At 52.4% G+C, this 17238-nt stretch carries 13 protein-coding genes; 3 read left to right on the top strand and 10 right to left on the bottom strand.

The window, feature by feature from the left end; translation table 11 throughout:
* Nucleotides 1-120: 120 nt before the first annotated feature.
* The 10 genes from hemB to Q0J81_RS11325 all read right to left on the bottom strand — a co-directional run bounded on the left by hemB (nucleotide 121) and on the right by Q0J81_RS11325 (nucleotide 13055).
* Nucleotides 121-1113 (bottom strand): porphobilinogen synthase, encoded by a 993-nt coding sequence (gene hemB / locus Q0J81_RS11370; protein WP_294447981.1) that lies wholly within the window; start codon nucleotides 1111-1113, stop codon nucleotides 121-123.
* Nucleotides 1114-1156: 43 nt separating this feature from the next.
* The gene (locus Q0J81_RS11365; protein WP_294447980.1) at nucleotides 1157-2521 is read right to left on the bottom strand and encodes an MmgE/PrpD family protein; all 1365 of its coding nucleotides are present in this window, start codon (nucleotides 2519-2521) and stop codon (nucleotides 1157-1159) included.
* Nucleotides 2522-2661: 140 nt separating this feature from the next.
* Nucleotides 2662-3690, bottom strand: a complete 1029-nt coding sequence (locus Q0J81_RS11360; protein ID WP_294447979.1) for an alcohol dehydrogenase catalytic domain-containing protein — start codon at nucleotides 3688-3690, stop codon at nucleotides 2662-2664.
* A 38-nt stretch (nucleotides 3691-3728) separates the two neighbouring features.
* Nucleotides 3729-5159, bottom strand: coding sequence for an SLC13 family permease (locus tag Q0J81_RS11355; RefSeq protein WP_294447977.1), 1431 nt, complete (start codon nucleotides 5157-5159; stop codon nucleotides 3729-3731).
* Between the two features lie 35 nt (nucleotides 5160-5194).
* A complete protein-coding gene (locus Q0J81_RS11350; protein ID WP_294447976.1) occupies nucleotides 5195-5980 on the bottom strand; it encodes an N-acyl homoserine lactonase family protein in 786 nt (261 codons plus the stop codon).
* A gap of 33 nt (nucleotides 5981-6013) precedes the next feature.
* The gene (locus tag Q0J81_RS11345) at nucleotides 6014-6934 is read right to left on the bottom strand and encodes a glycyl-radical enzyme activating protein (protein WP_294447974.1); all 921 of its coding nucleotides are present in this window, start codon (nucleotides 6932-6934) and stop codon (nucleotides 6014-6016) included.
* Nucleotides 6935-6955: 21 nt separating this feature from the next.
* Nucleotides 6956-8428 carry an SLC13 family permease gene (locus Q0J81_RS11340; protein WP_294447973.1) on the bottom strand — a complete coding sequence of 491 codons (1473 nt, stop codon included), beginning with the start codon at nucleotides 8426-8428 and terminating at the stop codon, nucleotides 6956-6958.
* A 69-nt stretch (nucleotides 8429-8497) separates the two neighbouring features.
* On the bottom strand, nucleotides 8498-10972 hold the full coding sequence (locus Q0J81_RS11335) for a pyruvate formate lyase family protein (protein WP_294447971.1): 2475 nt from the start codon (nucleotides 10970-10972) through the stop codon (nucleotides 8498-8500).
* Nucleotides 10973-11614: 642 nt separating this feature from the next.
* Nucleotides 11615-12466 carry an amidohydrolase family protein gene (locus tag Q0J81_RS11330; RefSeq protein WP_294447969.1) on the bottom strand — a complete coding sequence of 284 codons (852 nt, stop codon included), beginning with the start codon at nucleotides 12464-12466 and terminating at the stop codon, nucleotides 11615-11617.
* 319 nt (nucleotides 12467-12785) lie between these two features.
* Nucleotides 12786-13055, bottom strand: coding sequence for a hypothetical protein (locus Q0J81_RS11325; RefSeq protein WP_294447967.1), 270 nt, complete (start codon nucleotides 13053-13055; stop codon nucleotides 12786-12788).
* Between the two features lie 240 nt (nucleotides 13056-13295).
* Here Q0J81_RS11325 and Q0J81_RS11320 point away from each other — a divergent pair, with 240 nt between their 5' ends.
* The 3 genes from Q0J81_RS11320 (at nucleotide 13296) to Q0J81_RS11310 (ending at nucleotide 17210) form a co-directional block, all read left to right on the top strand.
* On the top strand, nucleotides 13296-14330 hold the full coding sequence (locus Q0J81_RS11320) for a helix-turn-helix domain-containing protein (protein ID WP_294447966.1): 1035 nt from the start codon (nucleotides 13296-13298) through the stop codon (nucleotides 14328-14330).
* A 132-nt stretch (nucleotides 14331-14462) separates the two neighbouring features.
* Nucleotides 14463-16517 (top strand): zinc-ribbon domain containing protein, encoded by a 2055-nt coding sequence (locus tag Q0J81_RS11315; RefSeq protein WP_294447965.1) that lies wholly within the window; start codon nucleotides 14463-14465, stop codon nucleotides 16515-16517.
* Nucleotides 16518-16535: 18 nt separating this feature from the next.
* Nucleotides 16536-17210 (top strand): VWA domain-containing protein, encoded by a 675-nt coding sequence (locus Q0J81_RS11310; RefSeq protein WP_294447964.1) that lies wholly within the window; start codon nucleotides 16536-16538, stop codon nucleotides 17208-17210.
* The last annotated feature ends 28 nt before the right edge of the window (nucleotides 17211-17238 follow it).

Here is a 17238-nt window from a genome sequence, read left to right as displayed (position 1 = left end):
AAACTTTCGGACAGAGATATGCAACAGTTGGTTTTTATGTCGTACATGAATCGCTGGAAAACTTGTGGCAGTTATTCTGTCGGAGTTAAAGGGGGAGAGGGAAAGATGAGAAAGGGCTGATCAGCGGACCAGGCCTTTTCTCAGCAGCTCCTCAGTAAAGTATGTCATGATGATCTTGGCTCCGGCTCGGCGTATGCCAAGAAGTGATTCCAGGATGACGGCCTCTTCGTCAATCCAGCCGTTTTGGGCTGCGGCACGGATCATGGCATATTCGCCGCTGACCTGATAGGCCGCCACAGGCACGTCGAACCGTTCGGAAACTCTGGTTATCATATCCAGGTAGGGGCCGGCGGGCTTGACCATGATGATGTCCGCGCCTTCGCGGATGTCGGCGGCGGCTTCACGCAGACCGTCGGTCACGAGGGCAGGATCCATCTGATAGGAGCGGCGGTTGCCAAAGTGCGGGGAGGACTCGGCGGCGTCGCGGAAGGGGCCGTAGTAGGCGGAAGCGTACTTGACTGCGTAGGACATGATGGGAAGATCAACGAAGCCTGCGGCGTCCAGCGTTTCACGGATGGCGAGAATTCGACCGTCCATCATGTCGGAGGGGGCGATCATGTCGGAGCCGGCCTGCGCGTGACTGAGGGCCGTGCGGGCGATGAGTTCTCGTGTGGGATCGTTGAGCACGTGGCCGGAGCGGTCGCCTTCGGCCAACAGGCCGCAGTGCCCGTGCGATGTGTACTCGCAGAGGCATACGTCGGTGACCACCTGCAGTTCGGGCCAGTTCTTTTTCAAGCGACGGACAGCGCGCTGAATGATGCCGTTTTCCGTATATGCTCCGCTTCCCTTCTCGTCCTTTTCTGCCGGAATGCCGAACAGCATAAGCGAACGCAGACCGGAGTCCACTGCTTCTCCGACCTGCTTTTCAAGCTGCTCGATGGAAAGCTGATACATGCCGGGCAGGGAGGCTATGGGCTTGCGGAAATCTTTGTCGTCGGTTTCTACGACGATGTAGCCCATCATGAGATCTGCAGGACGGAGAGAGACTTCCTCCATCATTTCACGAATGACGGCATTACGGCGCAGACGGCGTCCACGAAAGAAAGAATTCATAAGATGCTCCGTAAAAGTAACATACAATGCTTGAGAATATTTTTTATTTTATGATGTCGAATATCGTCTGCACATCTTTGATATTTTCTATATTCATAATAGACTCAAAAATACTGTCGACAAGGTCTCTATCAGCAATAACACCTTTGCACTGAGCAAGAAATTTATGCTTGACTTCCTGCTGAGACAAAGGATTCTGCGCGCTTCCTTTCGGATGTATGATTTCTTTTCGGAAGGTTTTCCCGTTTGCTCTGGCTTCTATTTTTGTGTAGTAGCCGAAATCTTTGCCCATGTTGTCCATGCTTTCATCATGGACAACATGAACCAGCGCCATTTTTTTTGCCACTTCAGGGTTGAGTATGACATCGGGCTCAAACTGAGCGGCACTGACTTCATGACAAACCAGTAGGGCTGCGACGCAATAGGCAATGTTCATTTGCGCTCCGGAAACCGGACCAGGAACGTAGTCAAAGCCGCAGTGGAGAAAGACTGATTTGTTGACGCGGACAACTATCTCCTCAATATCGTCGGGGCGCAGACTGTTTTCTTCAAGAATTGCGGAAACTCCGTCCAGCGCACTGCTTACGGAGCCGGCAGTAGGATAATATTTAATGCCCAGTCCCTGGCATTCAAATTTTCCGTCGCCCACGCTCTTCAACCATGAGTCGTCATGTTTCCCGGAGATGGTGTTGAGGAACGATCCGTAGGTATCATCCAGAAGTTCTCGAACACCGTGAACTCCATTTTTGCTCATGATCGCGCCGTGTATGCCGTGTATTCCAGCGTAAGGCGCCTGCATTCCGTGTATATCCGAAGAAAGTTGCGCAGACATGAGACCGGAGCCGAGTCCTCCCGCAATGCCGATGGCATGCAGTGTCTTCTCTTCGTCCAGCTTCAGAATTTTCGAGACGGCCGCCGACGAGCAGAAAGGAGCGGCAACTGAAGCAGGATGATAGCCTCTGATGCGTACCTCCGGCATAATGGAGTAGGCTACCCGGATCATGGTTTCATAAGCCGCAGTAAGGGCGGTTACAAAGTCTTTGCCGGAAACGGCATCTTCCTGCAGACCAAGAGCTGCCAATGCTGCCGGAACGGCGATGCAGCCGCAGTGTACGGTAGCTCCATGGTGCAGATCGTCATACGCCATGCTGCTGATCATTGCTCCGTTGATCAGGGCCGCAAAGGACGCAGGTGCTTTCCAGTCTTCAAAGAAAACCCGTGAGCCTGAGGTAGAAGCAAAGATTTGGAAACTTCTTTTCACGTTACGGGCATGTTCAGATTTGCTGCCGTAGATCATGCAGCCTGTAGCGTCGGCTAGGCTCAGTTTGACCTGGTGAACAGCGGCAGGCGTAATATCTTCATAACGCAGACGACTGACAAAGCCGGCCAGAGATTCAAGGGTGTTCATACGATTTTCCTTCGGAAGGGATGCGGAGGACGGGGAGCACAGCCCCGTCCATCCTGATACGGAGAACTGATTTTTACTGTGCATGTTTCGGAAGCTTCCGACCCGACATATGCCTGTTGGCCGGAATCATTCCTGAAGGCTTAGATAAGGCGGATAATAGCCTTGGCCACGGGAACGGTGTTGTTAATCATGGCGCGGAGGAAATCGTCGGTTTCCTCAAGGGTGACTTCCGACGTGATGACGGGAAGGAATGCGTCGGGATGCTTGGACAGAATATCCAGAGCCTCCATGAAGTCGCGGCGGTTGGCCGCTGCGCTGGAAACGATGACCTGTTCCTTCAGGCGGCACTTGTCGATGTCCACAATACCGGGAACGTTGAACTGCCCCACCAGAGTGACGGTGCCGCGCTTGCGCGTGAGCCTGAAGCTCTGGTTGACTATGGAGGTGGGAGAAGCGGCAACAAAGGAAACATCCACGCCTTCTTCTCCGCAGGCTTCAATCAGTGCGGGCAGGCCTTCGTCTTCTCCGCCGTTATTGATGGCCACTGTAGCGCCGAGCTTTTTGGCAAGATCAACGTTGAACTGCTTGGGATCGGCAATCACGGCTCGACTCATGCCCAGTACGCGGCAGGCCGACAGAAGTATGGAGCCGATGCCGCCGGCGCCAAAGATAAGAGCGCTCTGACCGGCCTGCCAGGAAGCCTGACGGAGTACATGCATACAGATGGCCGTAGGCTCGGTGATGGCGGCAAGTCGCAGGGAGAGGCCGTCCGGGAGAGGAAGAATGTTGGCCGCCGGAGCCTTTACATACTCACTGAAGGTGCCGGGCCAGGGCTTGGTGCCGAGCAGCATTTTGGACGCGCAGAGGTTTGTATGCCCTTCTTTGCACCAGCGGCACTTTCCGCAGCTCTGCTCGGCCAGAATGACGCAGGGCTGACCTTCCTGCAGTCCTTCTACGCCTTCTCCCACCTTTTCAATTATGCCGCTTCCCTCGTGACCCGTAATCAGAGGCGGCTTGCGGCGGGCGTGTCTTCCCTCATAGGTATGCAAGTCGGAGCCGCAGATGCCGGCGTAGTGCATACGGACAAGGACTTCGCCCGGGCCGACTTCAGGAACGGGCAGGGTAACGACTTCACCGACGTGAGGCTGTGTGATTTGAAAAGCACGCATAGAGATTCCTCCGATATATGGTTATGGGATAGTGATGGTTAGAAGACGAGGCAGCCCCAGCCATAGCCGGCAACGGCGAGAAACAGGCAGAGCAGCATGCAGGAGAGAAAGCCGAAGCTGGCTTCCTGTCGGAAGGTAACCAGGTCTCGCTGGGCGAATAGTATGGCGTTCATAGGATTGGCCGCAGGGAAGAACATGGAGAGATTGGCCGACAGAATGACCAAACAGCTCAGTATGACAGGATTGAAAGGAAGGGCTTTGCCGATGAAGCAGATGATGGTCACAAAGACCGAAGTGACAATCATGTTGTTGGCAAACTGGGTGAGTATGGCCGGAAGCAGCACCACCGCAAAGATGACAAGGGAGGGGGACAAATCTGAAAGCAGAGAGGTGGCGAGAGAGGACAGTAGAGACTTGAGGCCTACGGTATCCGAAGAAAGAGCACTGGCTACGGGCAGGAGCACTACCAGCACGAAGAACACTTTCCATGGAAAGAACTGAGCGACTTTAACCATGTCGAGGAGTGGCTCGCCGTCCACCTTCAGAATCATAAGCACGGCGATGATAGCAAGAGAGAGGCCTCCCAGACCGAGCTGCTGGAATAGATTGTCGAGAGCGTTCCCTGAAGGGATGATGCCGGGAAGCAGAAGCAGCGCTAGACTGATGACGATGGCCGTCAGCGAAATTTTTTTGAGAGCCGTGATTTGCGCCCCCTTGGAAGACTCATGTCGATAAGAGCGTAGCGCGCTTAGGTCTACGCGGAAAATGTACTTGCAGGAGAGTACATAGAACGCGATGGAGGCCACACACATCGGGAACATGAAAATGGAAAAGGCTGCCAGATCCATACGCTGTCCGGTGACGGCCTCGTAAGCGCCGATGCCGAGAATGGCGCATCCCTTGAACGGCAGGCTGATGTCACCGATGACTATGGAGAATGCCATGCCGACCATGAAAGCAGGGATGGCGGAGCTGTACGGCTTGATGCCGGTTTTACGCACGATTTCCTTGAAGATTTCAAGGAAGATAACCAGCACGGCCAGGCATTGAGAGAGTACGGCCGCGAGAAAGCCTGCGAGCAGAAAGTTGAACAGAATAAGGAACGGCTTGCCCACGGTGCACTTACGACTTAAGAGGAAGTCCACAATAATCTCAGTGAGTTCAGCTTGCTGAACAAAGGCTGCAAGGAAGAGCAGCGAGAGTATCATGACGATGGTTTGCGAGCCGAAGGCCGAGGCGAGCAGGTCATTGGCGGGCATAAAGCCTGAAAGACACAGCGCGACAAGACCGAGGATGGAAGGCCATCCGATGTCGAGCATTATCCAGCCGTAGATGACGCCGGTGAAAACGCCAATAACTTTCATGCTCATGACGTTGAGTCCTGGAAACGGCGGGACGAAACCGAGGCCAAACATCAGCAGAAGGACGACGGCCAGATTTGCAAGAAAGGTAATGTTCTGCTTGCTCATGGTATTCTCTGTAGTTTGATAATATGAGAACGTCGTCAGTTCTGCGGCGGGTATATGGCGTTGAACAGGGGGGCCAGCGTAGTGAATACGCGAAAATCATGACCCGGCACAATGCGCCACCCTTCGAGTTCATACTTCTTCAACGTCTCTAGGGAGCGGTGATAGGCGTCGAAATCTGCCACGTTGCCGGGCAGGATGCCTTCTGTCCAGTTTTCCAGAACGTTGATAACGTCGTTGGCCAGGACGATACGGCCCTTTTCCGTCTCCACCAGCACAGCCTGAGAGCCGGCAGTATGGCCGGGAACCGGGGTAACCCGGAGTCCCGAAGCGATTTCAGCATCGCCGTCCAGCAGATGGTACTGATTATAGCAGCGGAGGAAGAATGGGTTCGGCTCATCCGATTCGTAGGCTTTGCCGTAACTCTTACCACGGCTTGCCACGGCATAGGCCAATTCATGGCGCTGCACGAACACAGGGATGTTGTTTGGAAGGTTCGTTACGGCTTTGAGATGGTCCCAGTGGAGATGCGTGGCAATGATGCCGGCAAGACTTTTAGAGGAAACGCCCATGGCGGCCAGACGTTCGCCAATATGCCATTCTGGAAGCATGGTCATCGGCTGATGCAGTTTGGTATTGGTATCGTTGTCGAAGTCTGGTCCGCAGTCTACAAGATAGGTCAGTTTCAGCTCGTCGTTATGCAACAGCCAGCAAATGAAGGGGATATCCATGCGCGTTACTGCGTCGGAGGGGTCGCCTCGGTCAAGCATCCCCTTTCGTATGCAGTGCTGTGTCGCCACATGTATCGGAGTTATTTGCCACATGATTTTCTCCTCTACGTTCATGGTTCACGGGATTCAGTTAGGGATGGGCAGACCTATGCGGTAACGCAGTTCGTTGTTCAGAAGGAGAATTTCTTCTTTGTCCTGCGCTTTCAGGTCCTTGACGGCATACTCTATGCCCAGCTGTTCATACTTCGGCGCTCCGAAGGAGTGGAAGGGGAGAAGTTCGTAGTCATTCAGGCCGGGAACCTGCTTCAGAAAGTCGGCAATGTTGTTCAGCTCTTCCTCATCATCATTGATGCCGGGAATGACCGGCGTACGGACGATGAGTTCAACGGAGGGGAATCCTTTTTTCAGTCGGAGCAGATTTTCTTTAATGAGCGCATTGTCCACGCCGGTGTATTTTTTATGCTTTTCGGCAGAAAAGAATTTCATGTCGGCATAGATGAGGCTGCACTGCGCCGCTACGAGGGCCACTTTTTCCCATGCGGCGAACAGGGAGGTTTCGATGGCGGTGTGAATGGCGTATCGGCGGAATTTGGACAGCAGAGCGGCCACGAATTCGGCCTGCATCAGAGGTTCTCCGCCGCTGACGGTTACACCGCCGTCGCTTCTCCAGGCCAGCGGTTGATTGCGTATGCGCGCATAGAGTTCATCGACGTCGAGGGCTTCGCCGTACACGTGCATGGCCTTGGCGTAACAGCGTTTGACGCACTGCATGCAGAGGGTGCACTTTTTATTGTCGCGTTCGATGCGGCCGTCCTGTCCGCGGGAAAGCGCGCCGCTGGGGCATGACTTCAGGCAGACGCCGCAGCCGATGCATTTCTTTTCACGCCAGCCTATCTGGGGTTGGGGACTTTGCGACTCGGGATTGGAACACCACAGGCAGCGAAGCGGGCAGCCTTTCATGAAAACGGTGTCCCTTACTCCCGGACCGTCGTGAACGGAAAATTTTTGAATGTTGAATATGCGTCCCTTATTACCGGTGGATTCCATAACAGCTCCTGATGTCTGAGATTACCGTGCTTTTGTAAAAACCATATAAATAGCTGGAATAACAGATATCGATATGACAGCCATACTGATGATAAAGTGAGAAATCAGAACTTTGTAGTTTGTTCTCGTGTTTGACCATTCGTTCAGGAAAATGAGAGCTGATGAGGCAGACGATGCCGGAGTGGTCGTAGAGAATCCGTAGGAGAAGCACAGAATGATGATGAGAAGCGCGGGGTCGCACCCGGCTACTATCGCCAGCTGTACGATGATGGGCGTAATGATGGCTGCAAGAACAAGATTGTGCATGACCTGCGTGAGCAGAGTTATGAGGATGAAGGTGATGATGAAGAACTGGAAGGACGTAAGGTGACTGAGCATAGGCATGCAGTATTCTACAATGATGTTTGTGATGCCTACATCGGGGTTGGCCATGGCGCTCGACACGGGCATGCAGCCGACATACATGATGATGACTTCCCACCCCAGCTTGCCGTTATTGACCACGTCGGAAAAATCGAGAATGGGCTTTCCTTCGATTCTGAGCATGGTGAGAAGGCCGAACACTATGATGAGGCTGCCTGCCATGCCGAACTTACGAAGTATGGTCGCCACCAGCCAGTCATGGGGCAGCATGCTCGGCAGGGCCATGATGGAAATGAATAATATGATGGTACAGAATGCGATTTTTTCTTGACGGGGCATTTTCTGGTCGCGATAGGCGGAGAATTTGTCCTCAGTAATATTGCGGAGAAGTTCTACGTCGACTTTGAAGACAAAGCGCATCATCAGAATATAGATGCCGAGAACGATAAGAGTAATCAGAATATTGATGCTGGCATACTCGAAAAAGTTTACGACGTATTGGCCATGCGTGACGGAGTCGAGAATGCCTATGGAAAGCAGGGAGTGGGACTTGATGGGCAGCGCGGTGAGGCCAAGCTGGGCGGCAAGGCCCACTCCGAGGACCATAAATGCCGGGAAAGTATCGCCTTTTTTATAGCCTATATCCTTACATACCGTGTACAAAATAGTCCACATGATAAGCATGGCAGGATAGCTGTAGGTAAGCATTGCCATGACGTAAGGCGCAAGGAGGAAGAGCGTGACCAGCGTCCACGGACGACCGATGACTATCTTTCGACTGAGAAACCAGTAGGCTATGCGTTCACAGAGTCCGGCTTTTTCGAAATAGATGACCAGAACAAACATCAGAAAGACGAACACGGTGACATTATTGCCGAAACCGCCGGCAATGATTTGATTCATACTTTGCAGGTCGGTCAGCTCAAGGGCAATAAGAGCAAGAAAGCTGGGCCAGACAAAGCCGATGGCTATCCAGGCATACAAAAGTCCTATGAAGATACCGAGTACCTCCATTCCTATGGGCTGAAGGGGAGGAATCGGTGTCAGTTTCCCAAATCCGAACATGAAGAAAAGGCAGATGAGGGAATGGACAAGGTATTTCCAGTCAATGTTTTTATTGGTCGTGGTCATGGCGGCCGTCCTGCGTTTTCAGGGGGAAGAGTGGCCTCCCCTTCTACAGGGAGGGGAGGCCGTGACTTGCTACATCATCTCGTGTTCCGTGCGGGCGATGATTTCACCCTGCATGCTGGGGCTCAGCTCCACAAAGTATGCGCTGTAGCCGGCTACGCGAACGATGAGGTTCTTGTAGTCTTCAGGATGTTCACGGGCCTTCAGAAGCACGTCCTTGTTGTAGATGCCGATTTGTACATGCCAGAGCTTGAGGTCCACAAAGTTGCGGATAAGGTTCATGAGGTCGGTCGTCCCCTTTTCACCACTGACGACCTGCGGGTTCAGCTTCAGGTTGAGCAGGCGGGCGCAGCTGTTGGGATACACGCGGCTTGTGCTGTTGGCGATGGACACCATGGTGCTGAGAGGCCCGTTGATGTCGGCGCCCTGCGTGGGCGAAATGCCTTCGGAAAGGAAGGTGTGCGCGTGACGACCGTTCGGGGTGGCCCAGGTCTTGTTGCCGAGGCCGACGTGGGAGGTGACGGGCACGTATTTGACGTACTTTTCGCCGAACACGGATTCGTAACCGTGGACGATGGTCATGATCATGGCGTCGAGGTTGCGGGCGATGTTGTCGGCATAGGGATCGTTGTTGCCGTACTTGGGCGCGTTGAGCACCAGCTGACGGAGCGGTTCCTGACCTTCAAAGTCGTTGTTCACGGCGCCAAGCAGTTCGTCGAGGGAGAGCACCTTGTCGTCGTACACCAGCTTTTTGATGGCGCAGAGCGATTCCGAGCAGGTGCCGAAGCCGTTGAAGTTGACGTTGCCGGTGTCATGATGGTTGCCGCCGGGGATGAGGCACTGATGAATGTCCATCAGATTCTTCATGCACACGTCACTCTGCGAGGACATGAAGGGGGCGGCCAGGCACTGTTTGTTGGTCAGCTCCAGAGCGGACATGCGCTTCATGAAGTGACGGACATAGAAATCTATGCATTCGCGCAGGTTGGAAACGATATCCTCATAGCTCCTGATGTCTTTTCTGGCGACGGAAGGAGTCATGAGTTTTTCGTACTTGGGGCCGAAGTGGGCCTTGCCGTCGTTGAGGGCCATTTCCAGCGCAGCCGCGAGATTGATGTTGCCGCCCAGGGGCAGATAGGTGTCGATGTTGGGCATGCGGATTTCCGTGCAACCGGCAGCGGAGTAGTCGCGGGCCTGATCAATGCTCGCGCCGTTGACGAGAAGCTGGGTGATGATGGCTTCGTCGTTGAAGAACTTGGGGAATCCGCAGCCTTCCTTGACGAGTTCGGCGGCGGCGTGCAGCAGTTCGTGCGGGGTGCCGGAGTGAACGCGCAGGGAAACTTCCGGATAGTGAAGGGGAAATTCCTTCTTGGAGCGGATGACGAGGTAGGTCATCTCATTGGTGGCGTCTCTGCCGTACTTGTCCACGCCGCCGATGGTGCAGTTTTCAAAGTGGGCGTAGCCTTCCCAGTAGTTGCCGGCGTTGGTGGCGCTGAAGGGAACCACCTGAGCTATCTTCAGCCACATGGCTTCCAGAAGTTCAAGGGCGAAGTCTTCGGTGAGATTGCCTTCCTTCAGGTCCTTCACGTAGATGGGGTTCATGTACTGATCGAAGCGGTGCAGGGCCACGCCGCCGCTGATCTGCTGCTCTACGCGATAGGCCACCTGGGCGAACCAGTGGGCCTGCATGGCTTCCCAGAAATTGCGGGCGGGGCAGGCGGGCACGTGTTCGCAGTTGGAGGCAATGGTTTCGAGCTCCTTTCTGCGCACGGGATCCTGTTCTTCGGCGGCAAGTTCACGGGCCTTTTCAGCATAGCGGCGGGCGTAGATGAGCATGCCTTCGTAGCATTCGATCACGGCCTGAAGGAAGGGAATCTTGTCGTAATGGTTGTGGATGAGATCGTTCTGAAGTTCGGCGAGACGCTGTTCGGCTTCGGCCTTGAGCGCCAGCACGCCCTTATAGATGATTTTGTCGAACACACCGCTCCAGTTCAGCGTGGAGTTGATGTTTGAGTTGTCCTGCATGAGGCCGGTGGCGCCGTAGTCGTCGTCACCGTAAATGATGTCGCGGGTTTCCTTGGGCAGCAGGGTGAGGTAGTGCTCATGGGCGGTTTTTCCCTTCCAGTAGGGAACAACCTTTTCCATAAAGACTTCCATATCCTCAGTACGCACGGCGTAAGCGTCTTTCTGCTGGGTGGCGGGCATACCCTTGGGGAACCAGCCGCAACGCAGTTCGGGGTACAGCGGGGAAATTCTTCCGGGACCGCCAACCGTGCCGACCAGAAGCTCGCCTTCCTGAATGACGACGCCGATGTGTTCCATGACGTAGCGGATGGCTTTGCCCCAGCGCAAAACCAGGGGGTACTGTTCGGTCTGCTTCATGGACTCCGTGAACAGAACGGCACGCTCAATATCCAGCTTGGGACGGCCGCTTCTAATGATTTCCAGAGCCTTATTGGTACGGGCGCGGGGGCTGGACTGGCCTCTGCCGTCAGCAAGTCGCTGTTCCTGACCGGTCATAGAACAAGTGGTGTCACAAATACTCATGGCAATCTCCTTAAAAAACAAAAAGCCCGGACGCACATACCGTTTGTATGTGTTCCAGGCTGCTTTGTTTTGCCTTGCGGAGTCTTTTTGGTGAAAGTCCGAGCAAAACACCCAGTGAAATATGTTGCCTGCATCGACTGGCAACCAGGATGCGGCAAGAAGTATCGTCTAAGGGATAATTATGGTAATAAGGTCACCCTTAAGACAAAAAAAAACCAGCGCACCACATTCTTCATGTGATGAACCGGCAATGTCGGCCTCAGGCCGGAACACTCTGTGAGGAGTGCCCACTGAAAGGCCACCAACTTCTGAAAAGAAGACTAGTTGTTTTTATCTAACTTGTCAATATTTTCTCAAAAAAATTAATAATGTTTTTCAGTGGTATCTTTTTCCGTTGAAAGGTGTTTGAGAATGGCGTTCAACTGTGATGAGGTATGAAAATAAAAATAAAATAATTCAATATATTAAAGTAAATATTTCATATTGTGATTTTTAACACCAGATGTCGAAAGAGCAGATGACCTTTCGTGCTGCCGGGAACGTCGCCCTGCGCTGGTAAAAGCTGCTCGGTCCGATACGTCGTGTGTCAAAGAAAGAACCGTCCGTAGAGCCGGACGGTTCTTTCTTCAGAAAAGGCATAAATCAGGCAAGGCTGATGTTCAGGAGCTTTTCGGCATTCTTGTAGAAGAACTTTTCCTTATGCTCCTGAGAGAAATGAAAACGTTCGATATCGTGGATAGCCTGTTTCAAGTTGTAGCAGGGCCAGGCGGAGCCATAGAGAATACGTTCGCCGTCGAGCCATTGCATGGCCTCGCCGAACATCTGATTGCCGGGAGCCGTGGGGTTCAGCATATAGATGTCGGGCAGCAGCCATACGTTTTTGTTGGTGATGGCTACCTGGAATATCATGGGAATCCAAGGATAACAGCCGTGGGCAACGACGATCTGAAGATTCGGGAAGTCGTTGGCTACATGCTGTACGGTGCAGGGGTCGGAATATTCCAGCGTGCCCTGAAAGAAGCTCAGGGTCAGCACCATGGGAATTCCGGCTTTTTCGCAGCGGGCGTACAGGGGATAGAGAACGTTGGCGTCGGCCTTTCTGGGCGGCATGGCGTAGGCTGGTTCCATGGCAATGCCCTTGATTCCTCCTTCTATGCACCGTTCCAATTCATCGAGCGTAGCAGATACTCCACGAGTAATGTCCAGACTGCCGAAGGGAATGATTTTATCGGGGAATTCGCGCGCCATGTCGAGCACGTCGTCATTGGGAACGGAGGCGGCGTCGTTGGGCACCTGCCGACCTATGACGACACCTTTTGAGATTCCTGCATCCTTCATTTCCTGCCAGAAAAGATCAAGGTCTTTTGCTCTGGCCGCTTCGCTCGGTATTCCGTGATGCTTCTGAGGAAGTTTTTCATTGCAGGGAGCGGGATTGAATATGCCGAGATTTTTGAATCCCTTATACGGCGGACGGAGACGGAAATCGAAAATCATGGTGATTCCTCCATAGAGCAAACAAAGGTTAAAGAACCATTGGCACTTAAGGAATCCCATATTGAAGAAACCGTTTGAATTTCAGCCGATGGGAATTCAGTCCTGGAGCAGTAGGAAAAGACCTGCCTCAGGGGACAAAAGTCCGGATATGAAATGAATTCAAAATATAGGTTAATTTTTTTTTGTCAACAGATACGTATTGTTGACTGATAATAGTGAAGAATATCAAGTCTGTATTTAGATGACGGCAATTATGCTTTTTCAGGACAGGAGGGCAGTTGGAATGCCCATCTGCCGTTCTGCCAGAAGACTGACGCTTTCAGAAGTGCCGGAATGCCTGAGGGGACGATTCACGCATTCTCAAAAAAGCAAAGAAATATGAGGGGCAAAAAATACGAAAGCTGAAGGAATGCATGCCGACAATCTGTTGTTCACCTTTTGAATGAAGGCAGAGGGAAAATGCTTTTGAGGTGCAGAGGAAATGGCGGGGGTGTTCGTTGTGTTCGTTGAAGCGTTGCCGATAGGCCTGAAAAGGCGGAGGAAGCTGAGCAGACTGCATGCGTTTTGCCGGGGAGGGCAGAGACTTCACGGAAGACCTCTTCGTACCTGAGACACAGTAGAAGTCAGGGTCGCTTCAGAGGGGAAAGAGGTCTCCCGAGTTTTTTCAGCACAGGAGCAGGGCGATTTTTTAGGGGCACAGAGGGGGAAAAGGGACGTCAGGAAGAGAAGACAGATTTAAATTTTATTAAAATTTTATCATATTTTTTATTTTGTAAAATCATTTGACAAAAATAAATTAATACGTCAAAAAGTATTCAAAGAGGTAGTTATGGCAAATTTGACGACAATTCAGAAGGCTCAGCTTGATTTCATCCAGCAGAACTTTCGAAGACTCCGTTCCATTTGCGAATGGTCGGCAAGTGATGTTGCGGAGGTGCTGGGCATTACTCGACAGACCGTCAACAACCTGGAGTTGGGCAAGACTCAGTTGAGTCCGCTGCAGTACATAGGTTTCGCATCTATGCTCGAGCATTGTCGAAAAAGCAGACGGGATGTTGCTGCCTATCTTAATATCTGCTTGGAGCACTTCCCCGGCAGTGATCAAGGGACGGCGGGCGATTTGCTTTCGTCATGGTTCTGTTTTTTTCCTAAGCAGTTTCCCAGAACGGAAGTCCCGGGAAATGCGCTCAGGAACATTCAGTCGGTCAAGTTGATCGAACATATCATCGCAAGCTGCAAGGTCATCGTCACTCCTGATATTTTCTTGGGAAACAGAAAATGTCTTGAAGAGCTGGGGGCTGCCGCTCTGCAGTACCATAATCCGCTTATTGTTCCGGCCAAGGCGTTTGGCTTGCTGGAAGCCTCTCTGAGTGAGGATGGCAGAGCCTTTGTGGATGCGTGCAGACGAGACGGCAGAATCAAGTTTTATGGAGATGAGCAGGATCCTCCACTGGCCGAAGTCGTTACCATGCAGATGCTTCGTCTCCGGAGCAAGTATCCCCTGTGTCTCATAACGAATGATCGCCTCCTGGCCGCTGACATTCAGACCCTGGGCTCTTTGCAGAGTGTTTCCGGCTATGACATCCTTACGGCCCGGATCGTCGGCGACGCCTATTTGCAATTGTGGGATGCCGAAGGAGAAAAATGGGATGGACTCATGTTGTCCGGGGAGAATTCCTATCAGGACAGCGACGGGGACGAGTGGCCTGAGAACAGCCACGCGGAAGAAGGTGCAGCGGCACAGGAAATGCCGGATGAAGCGGACTCGCTGGAGTATGGGAAAAACGATGGACCATTTGGCTTCAGAAGTCAGAGCCGCTCGTCGGGGGCCCGGGAGACAGATGATTCCTGGCGTCTGCTTTAGACTCACGGAAGCATGACGCCTTGCTGCTTCCATGGAATGCGGCACCGTTGAGTGCTTTGCCTGGGAAGAAGTCGTGCCTGAAGACGGTAAATGATGAATGGGAAGGGGCTGAAAGGAAGGAGGGCAGTTTTTATGGCTACGCCGCAATCACGCGACACTAAGCTCATTAACGAGCTTGTCACCAAGAGCAAGGTGTTCATGGATACGTGCAGTCTCATGCACGAACATTATATGGAGTTCGAAACGCTGTTGTTTTCTGCTCTGCGTTCGGCAGGAACATATGTCATCGTTCCGAAAAAAGTCATTGAAGAGCTTGAAAAGCATGCTCACTCCGGGAATGAGAAGACAGCCGGTGCCGCGCAATATGCCCTCAGAAGTATCTCTCTGAATAAAAAATGGATCAGCATAAAGGGAGAACCCAGCGACAATTTTGCGGACAATGTGTTTCAAACTCAGTTTTCCAAGTTCCGCCTGCAATATAATTTGACGCTGATAACGCAGGACATCAAGCTTGCCCACGATATTCTTGGGTTGAATGCCATAACTTCGCAGCGCAGTTCATATCGTATTAAGGTCTACCGCATTACGTCGCATGGGACGCTCGGCATCAATGACGGGAACATCGACCGATTTAACAATGCCAGGACGGGGGGGAAAAAACAGGACGTTGAACCCGTGAAAAGCCATGGTCGCCCTTTTTTTTCACTGGCCTCCAGAATGACTTCGGAGCCGGACAGCATTCTGCCTCCTACCGTAATTCCTCAGGTCGGGGACCTTGTAAGAGCGGGGGTGTCCCGCACGAACGTCAGACTCACAAAACAGCTTGGAGCAGGTGGCGAAGGCATGGTCTTTGAGACCAGCGTTTCCGGTCAGGTCTGTAAGATCTATAATGCCAGGAAGCGTTCATTTCATCGTCTGGAAAAGCTGAAAAGAATGGTGGGATGCGGCTTCAGCTGTTCCGGCATATGCTGGCCGACGGACGTCATTTTCAACAATGAAGGGCATATTGTGGGCTATCTTATGCCCAAGGCCAAGGGATTCGAGCTCCAGAGGAGCGTCTTTATCCCCAAGCTGCTGCAAACCAAGTTCCCTGACTGGGACAGAACTTCTCTGGTACGTCTTGCCGTTACCATTCTGGAGAAGATTTCCTACCTGCACAGCAACAACATCATCATGGGCGATATTAATCCTTTGAATATCCTGGTAGCTTCACCCACGGAAGTATATTTTGTCGATACGGACAGCTTTCAGATTGAGGAGTTTCCCTGTGCCGTGGGCACCATCAACTTCACGGCGCCGGAGATTCAGCAAAGGAATTTTCAGACATTCCTGCGAACACTCGGTAACGAGTATTTTGCCGTAGCTACGCTGCTGTTCATGACCATGTTGCCCGGCAAGCCGCCCTATTCCCAGCTCGGGGGAGAAGATCCGGTATCGAATATCAAAAGGATGGACTTCTCGTATCCTCTTGGAGACAAGACAAACTCCAGGACTCCTGACGGCGCGTGGAGGTTCTGCTGGAGTCATCTTCCTTATAAAATCAAGGATGCGTTTTATCAGACGTTTCGCTATGACGGCAGTCATGCTTCAGAAAAAGATCGCATTTCTACGGAGGAATGGCTGGCTCTTTTCAAGGAATATCTCTCTCTGCTGGAAAGCGGCAGATACCAGAGTCGAGATCCGGAATCCATAAAGATTTTTCCCCGGCGTTTTAAAATTCCAAGCGGCAATATTGCCCGGTGCCGGCTTTGCGGCCAGGAGTTTGACGCCGACACCCTTGAAAAAGGGTATTGCAAGTCATGTCTTTACAGCAAGGGCGAGGAAATGGTGTGTTCCCGCTGCCACAAGCCCATGCTGTATACCAATAAGCACAAGCTGGAAGGAAGGGCTCCCGATTCTGTGTGCAAGGAATGCTTTGAGGAGCTTGCCAAAGTCTGCATGACCTTCACCTGCCCGGATTGCGGAAAGTCGTTTTCCATAACGCAGAGAGAAAAGGAGTACTTTGAGAAGAAGGGGCTGCAGCTTCCAAAGCGTTGTCCTTCGTGTCGGAAAAAGAAGGCAGAAAGCCGAAGCCAGAGCGAAACACATTCTCTGAAAAGGAGCACAACCGCCAGAAAGCAAGATCTGGTAGGGGAAGATATCAGATCTCTTTTTGATACCATTCGCGGATTCTTAAACTTTAAATAACAGCAAGGAGTAGCGGTCATGCTTAACGATTTCGGCAATGATGATCTTATTGACAATCCTACGACTCGTGTACCTGTATGCCTTTGTCTTGATACGAGCGGTTCCATGCTGGGGCAGCCCATAGATGAGCTGAATCGGGGCCTTAAGCAGTTTTTTCAGGAAGTAGCTGCGGATGAAGTCGCCCAGTCCGCTGCGGATATCTGCATTGTTACTTTTGGCGATAAGGGAGCCCGCCTTTTTCAGGACTTCAGTTCACTTGAAGCGACTGCCTGTCCTCAGCTGACAGCAAGCGGCGGCACGCCCATGGGGGAGGCTCTCACCATTGCCCTCGATAAGCTTGAGCAGCGCAAGCAGAAGTACAAGGACTCTGGTGTTGACTACTGGCAGCCTTGGCTGGTTCTCATGACCGACGGACAGCCCAACGGCGATAAACTTGCGCTTGAAGCGGCCTGCCTGAAAGCCTCTTCTCTGCAGGCGGAAAAGAAGCTCAACATATTTCCCATAGGGATCGGCAAAGATGCCGACATGACGGTACTGAGCCGAGTTTCCCCCTATCGCACACCCTTGAAACTTGCAGGACTGAAGTTTGTGGAGTTCTTCCAGTGGTTGAGCAGAAGCGTATCCCGTACGTCACAGTCCATACCTGGAGAGAAGGTCGAACTTCCTCCGAACGGTGACTGGACTACGCTGTAAACTTATTCAGTACATCGCCCCTGTGCTT

This window comes from uncultured Mailhella sp., from assembly GCF_944324575.1.
Lineage (GTDB): Bacteria > Desulfobacterota > Desulfovibrionia > Desulfovibrionales > Desulfovibrionaceae > Mailhella.
This window is presented reverse-complemented; position numbering and strand designations above follow the sequence as displayed.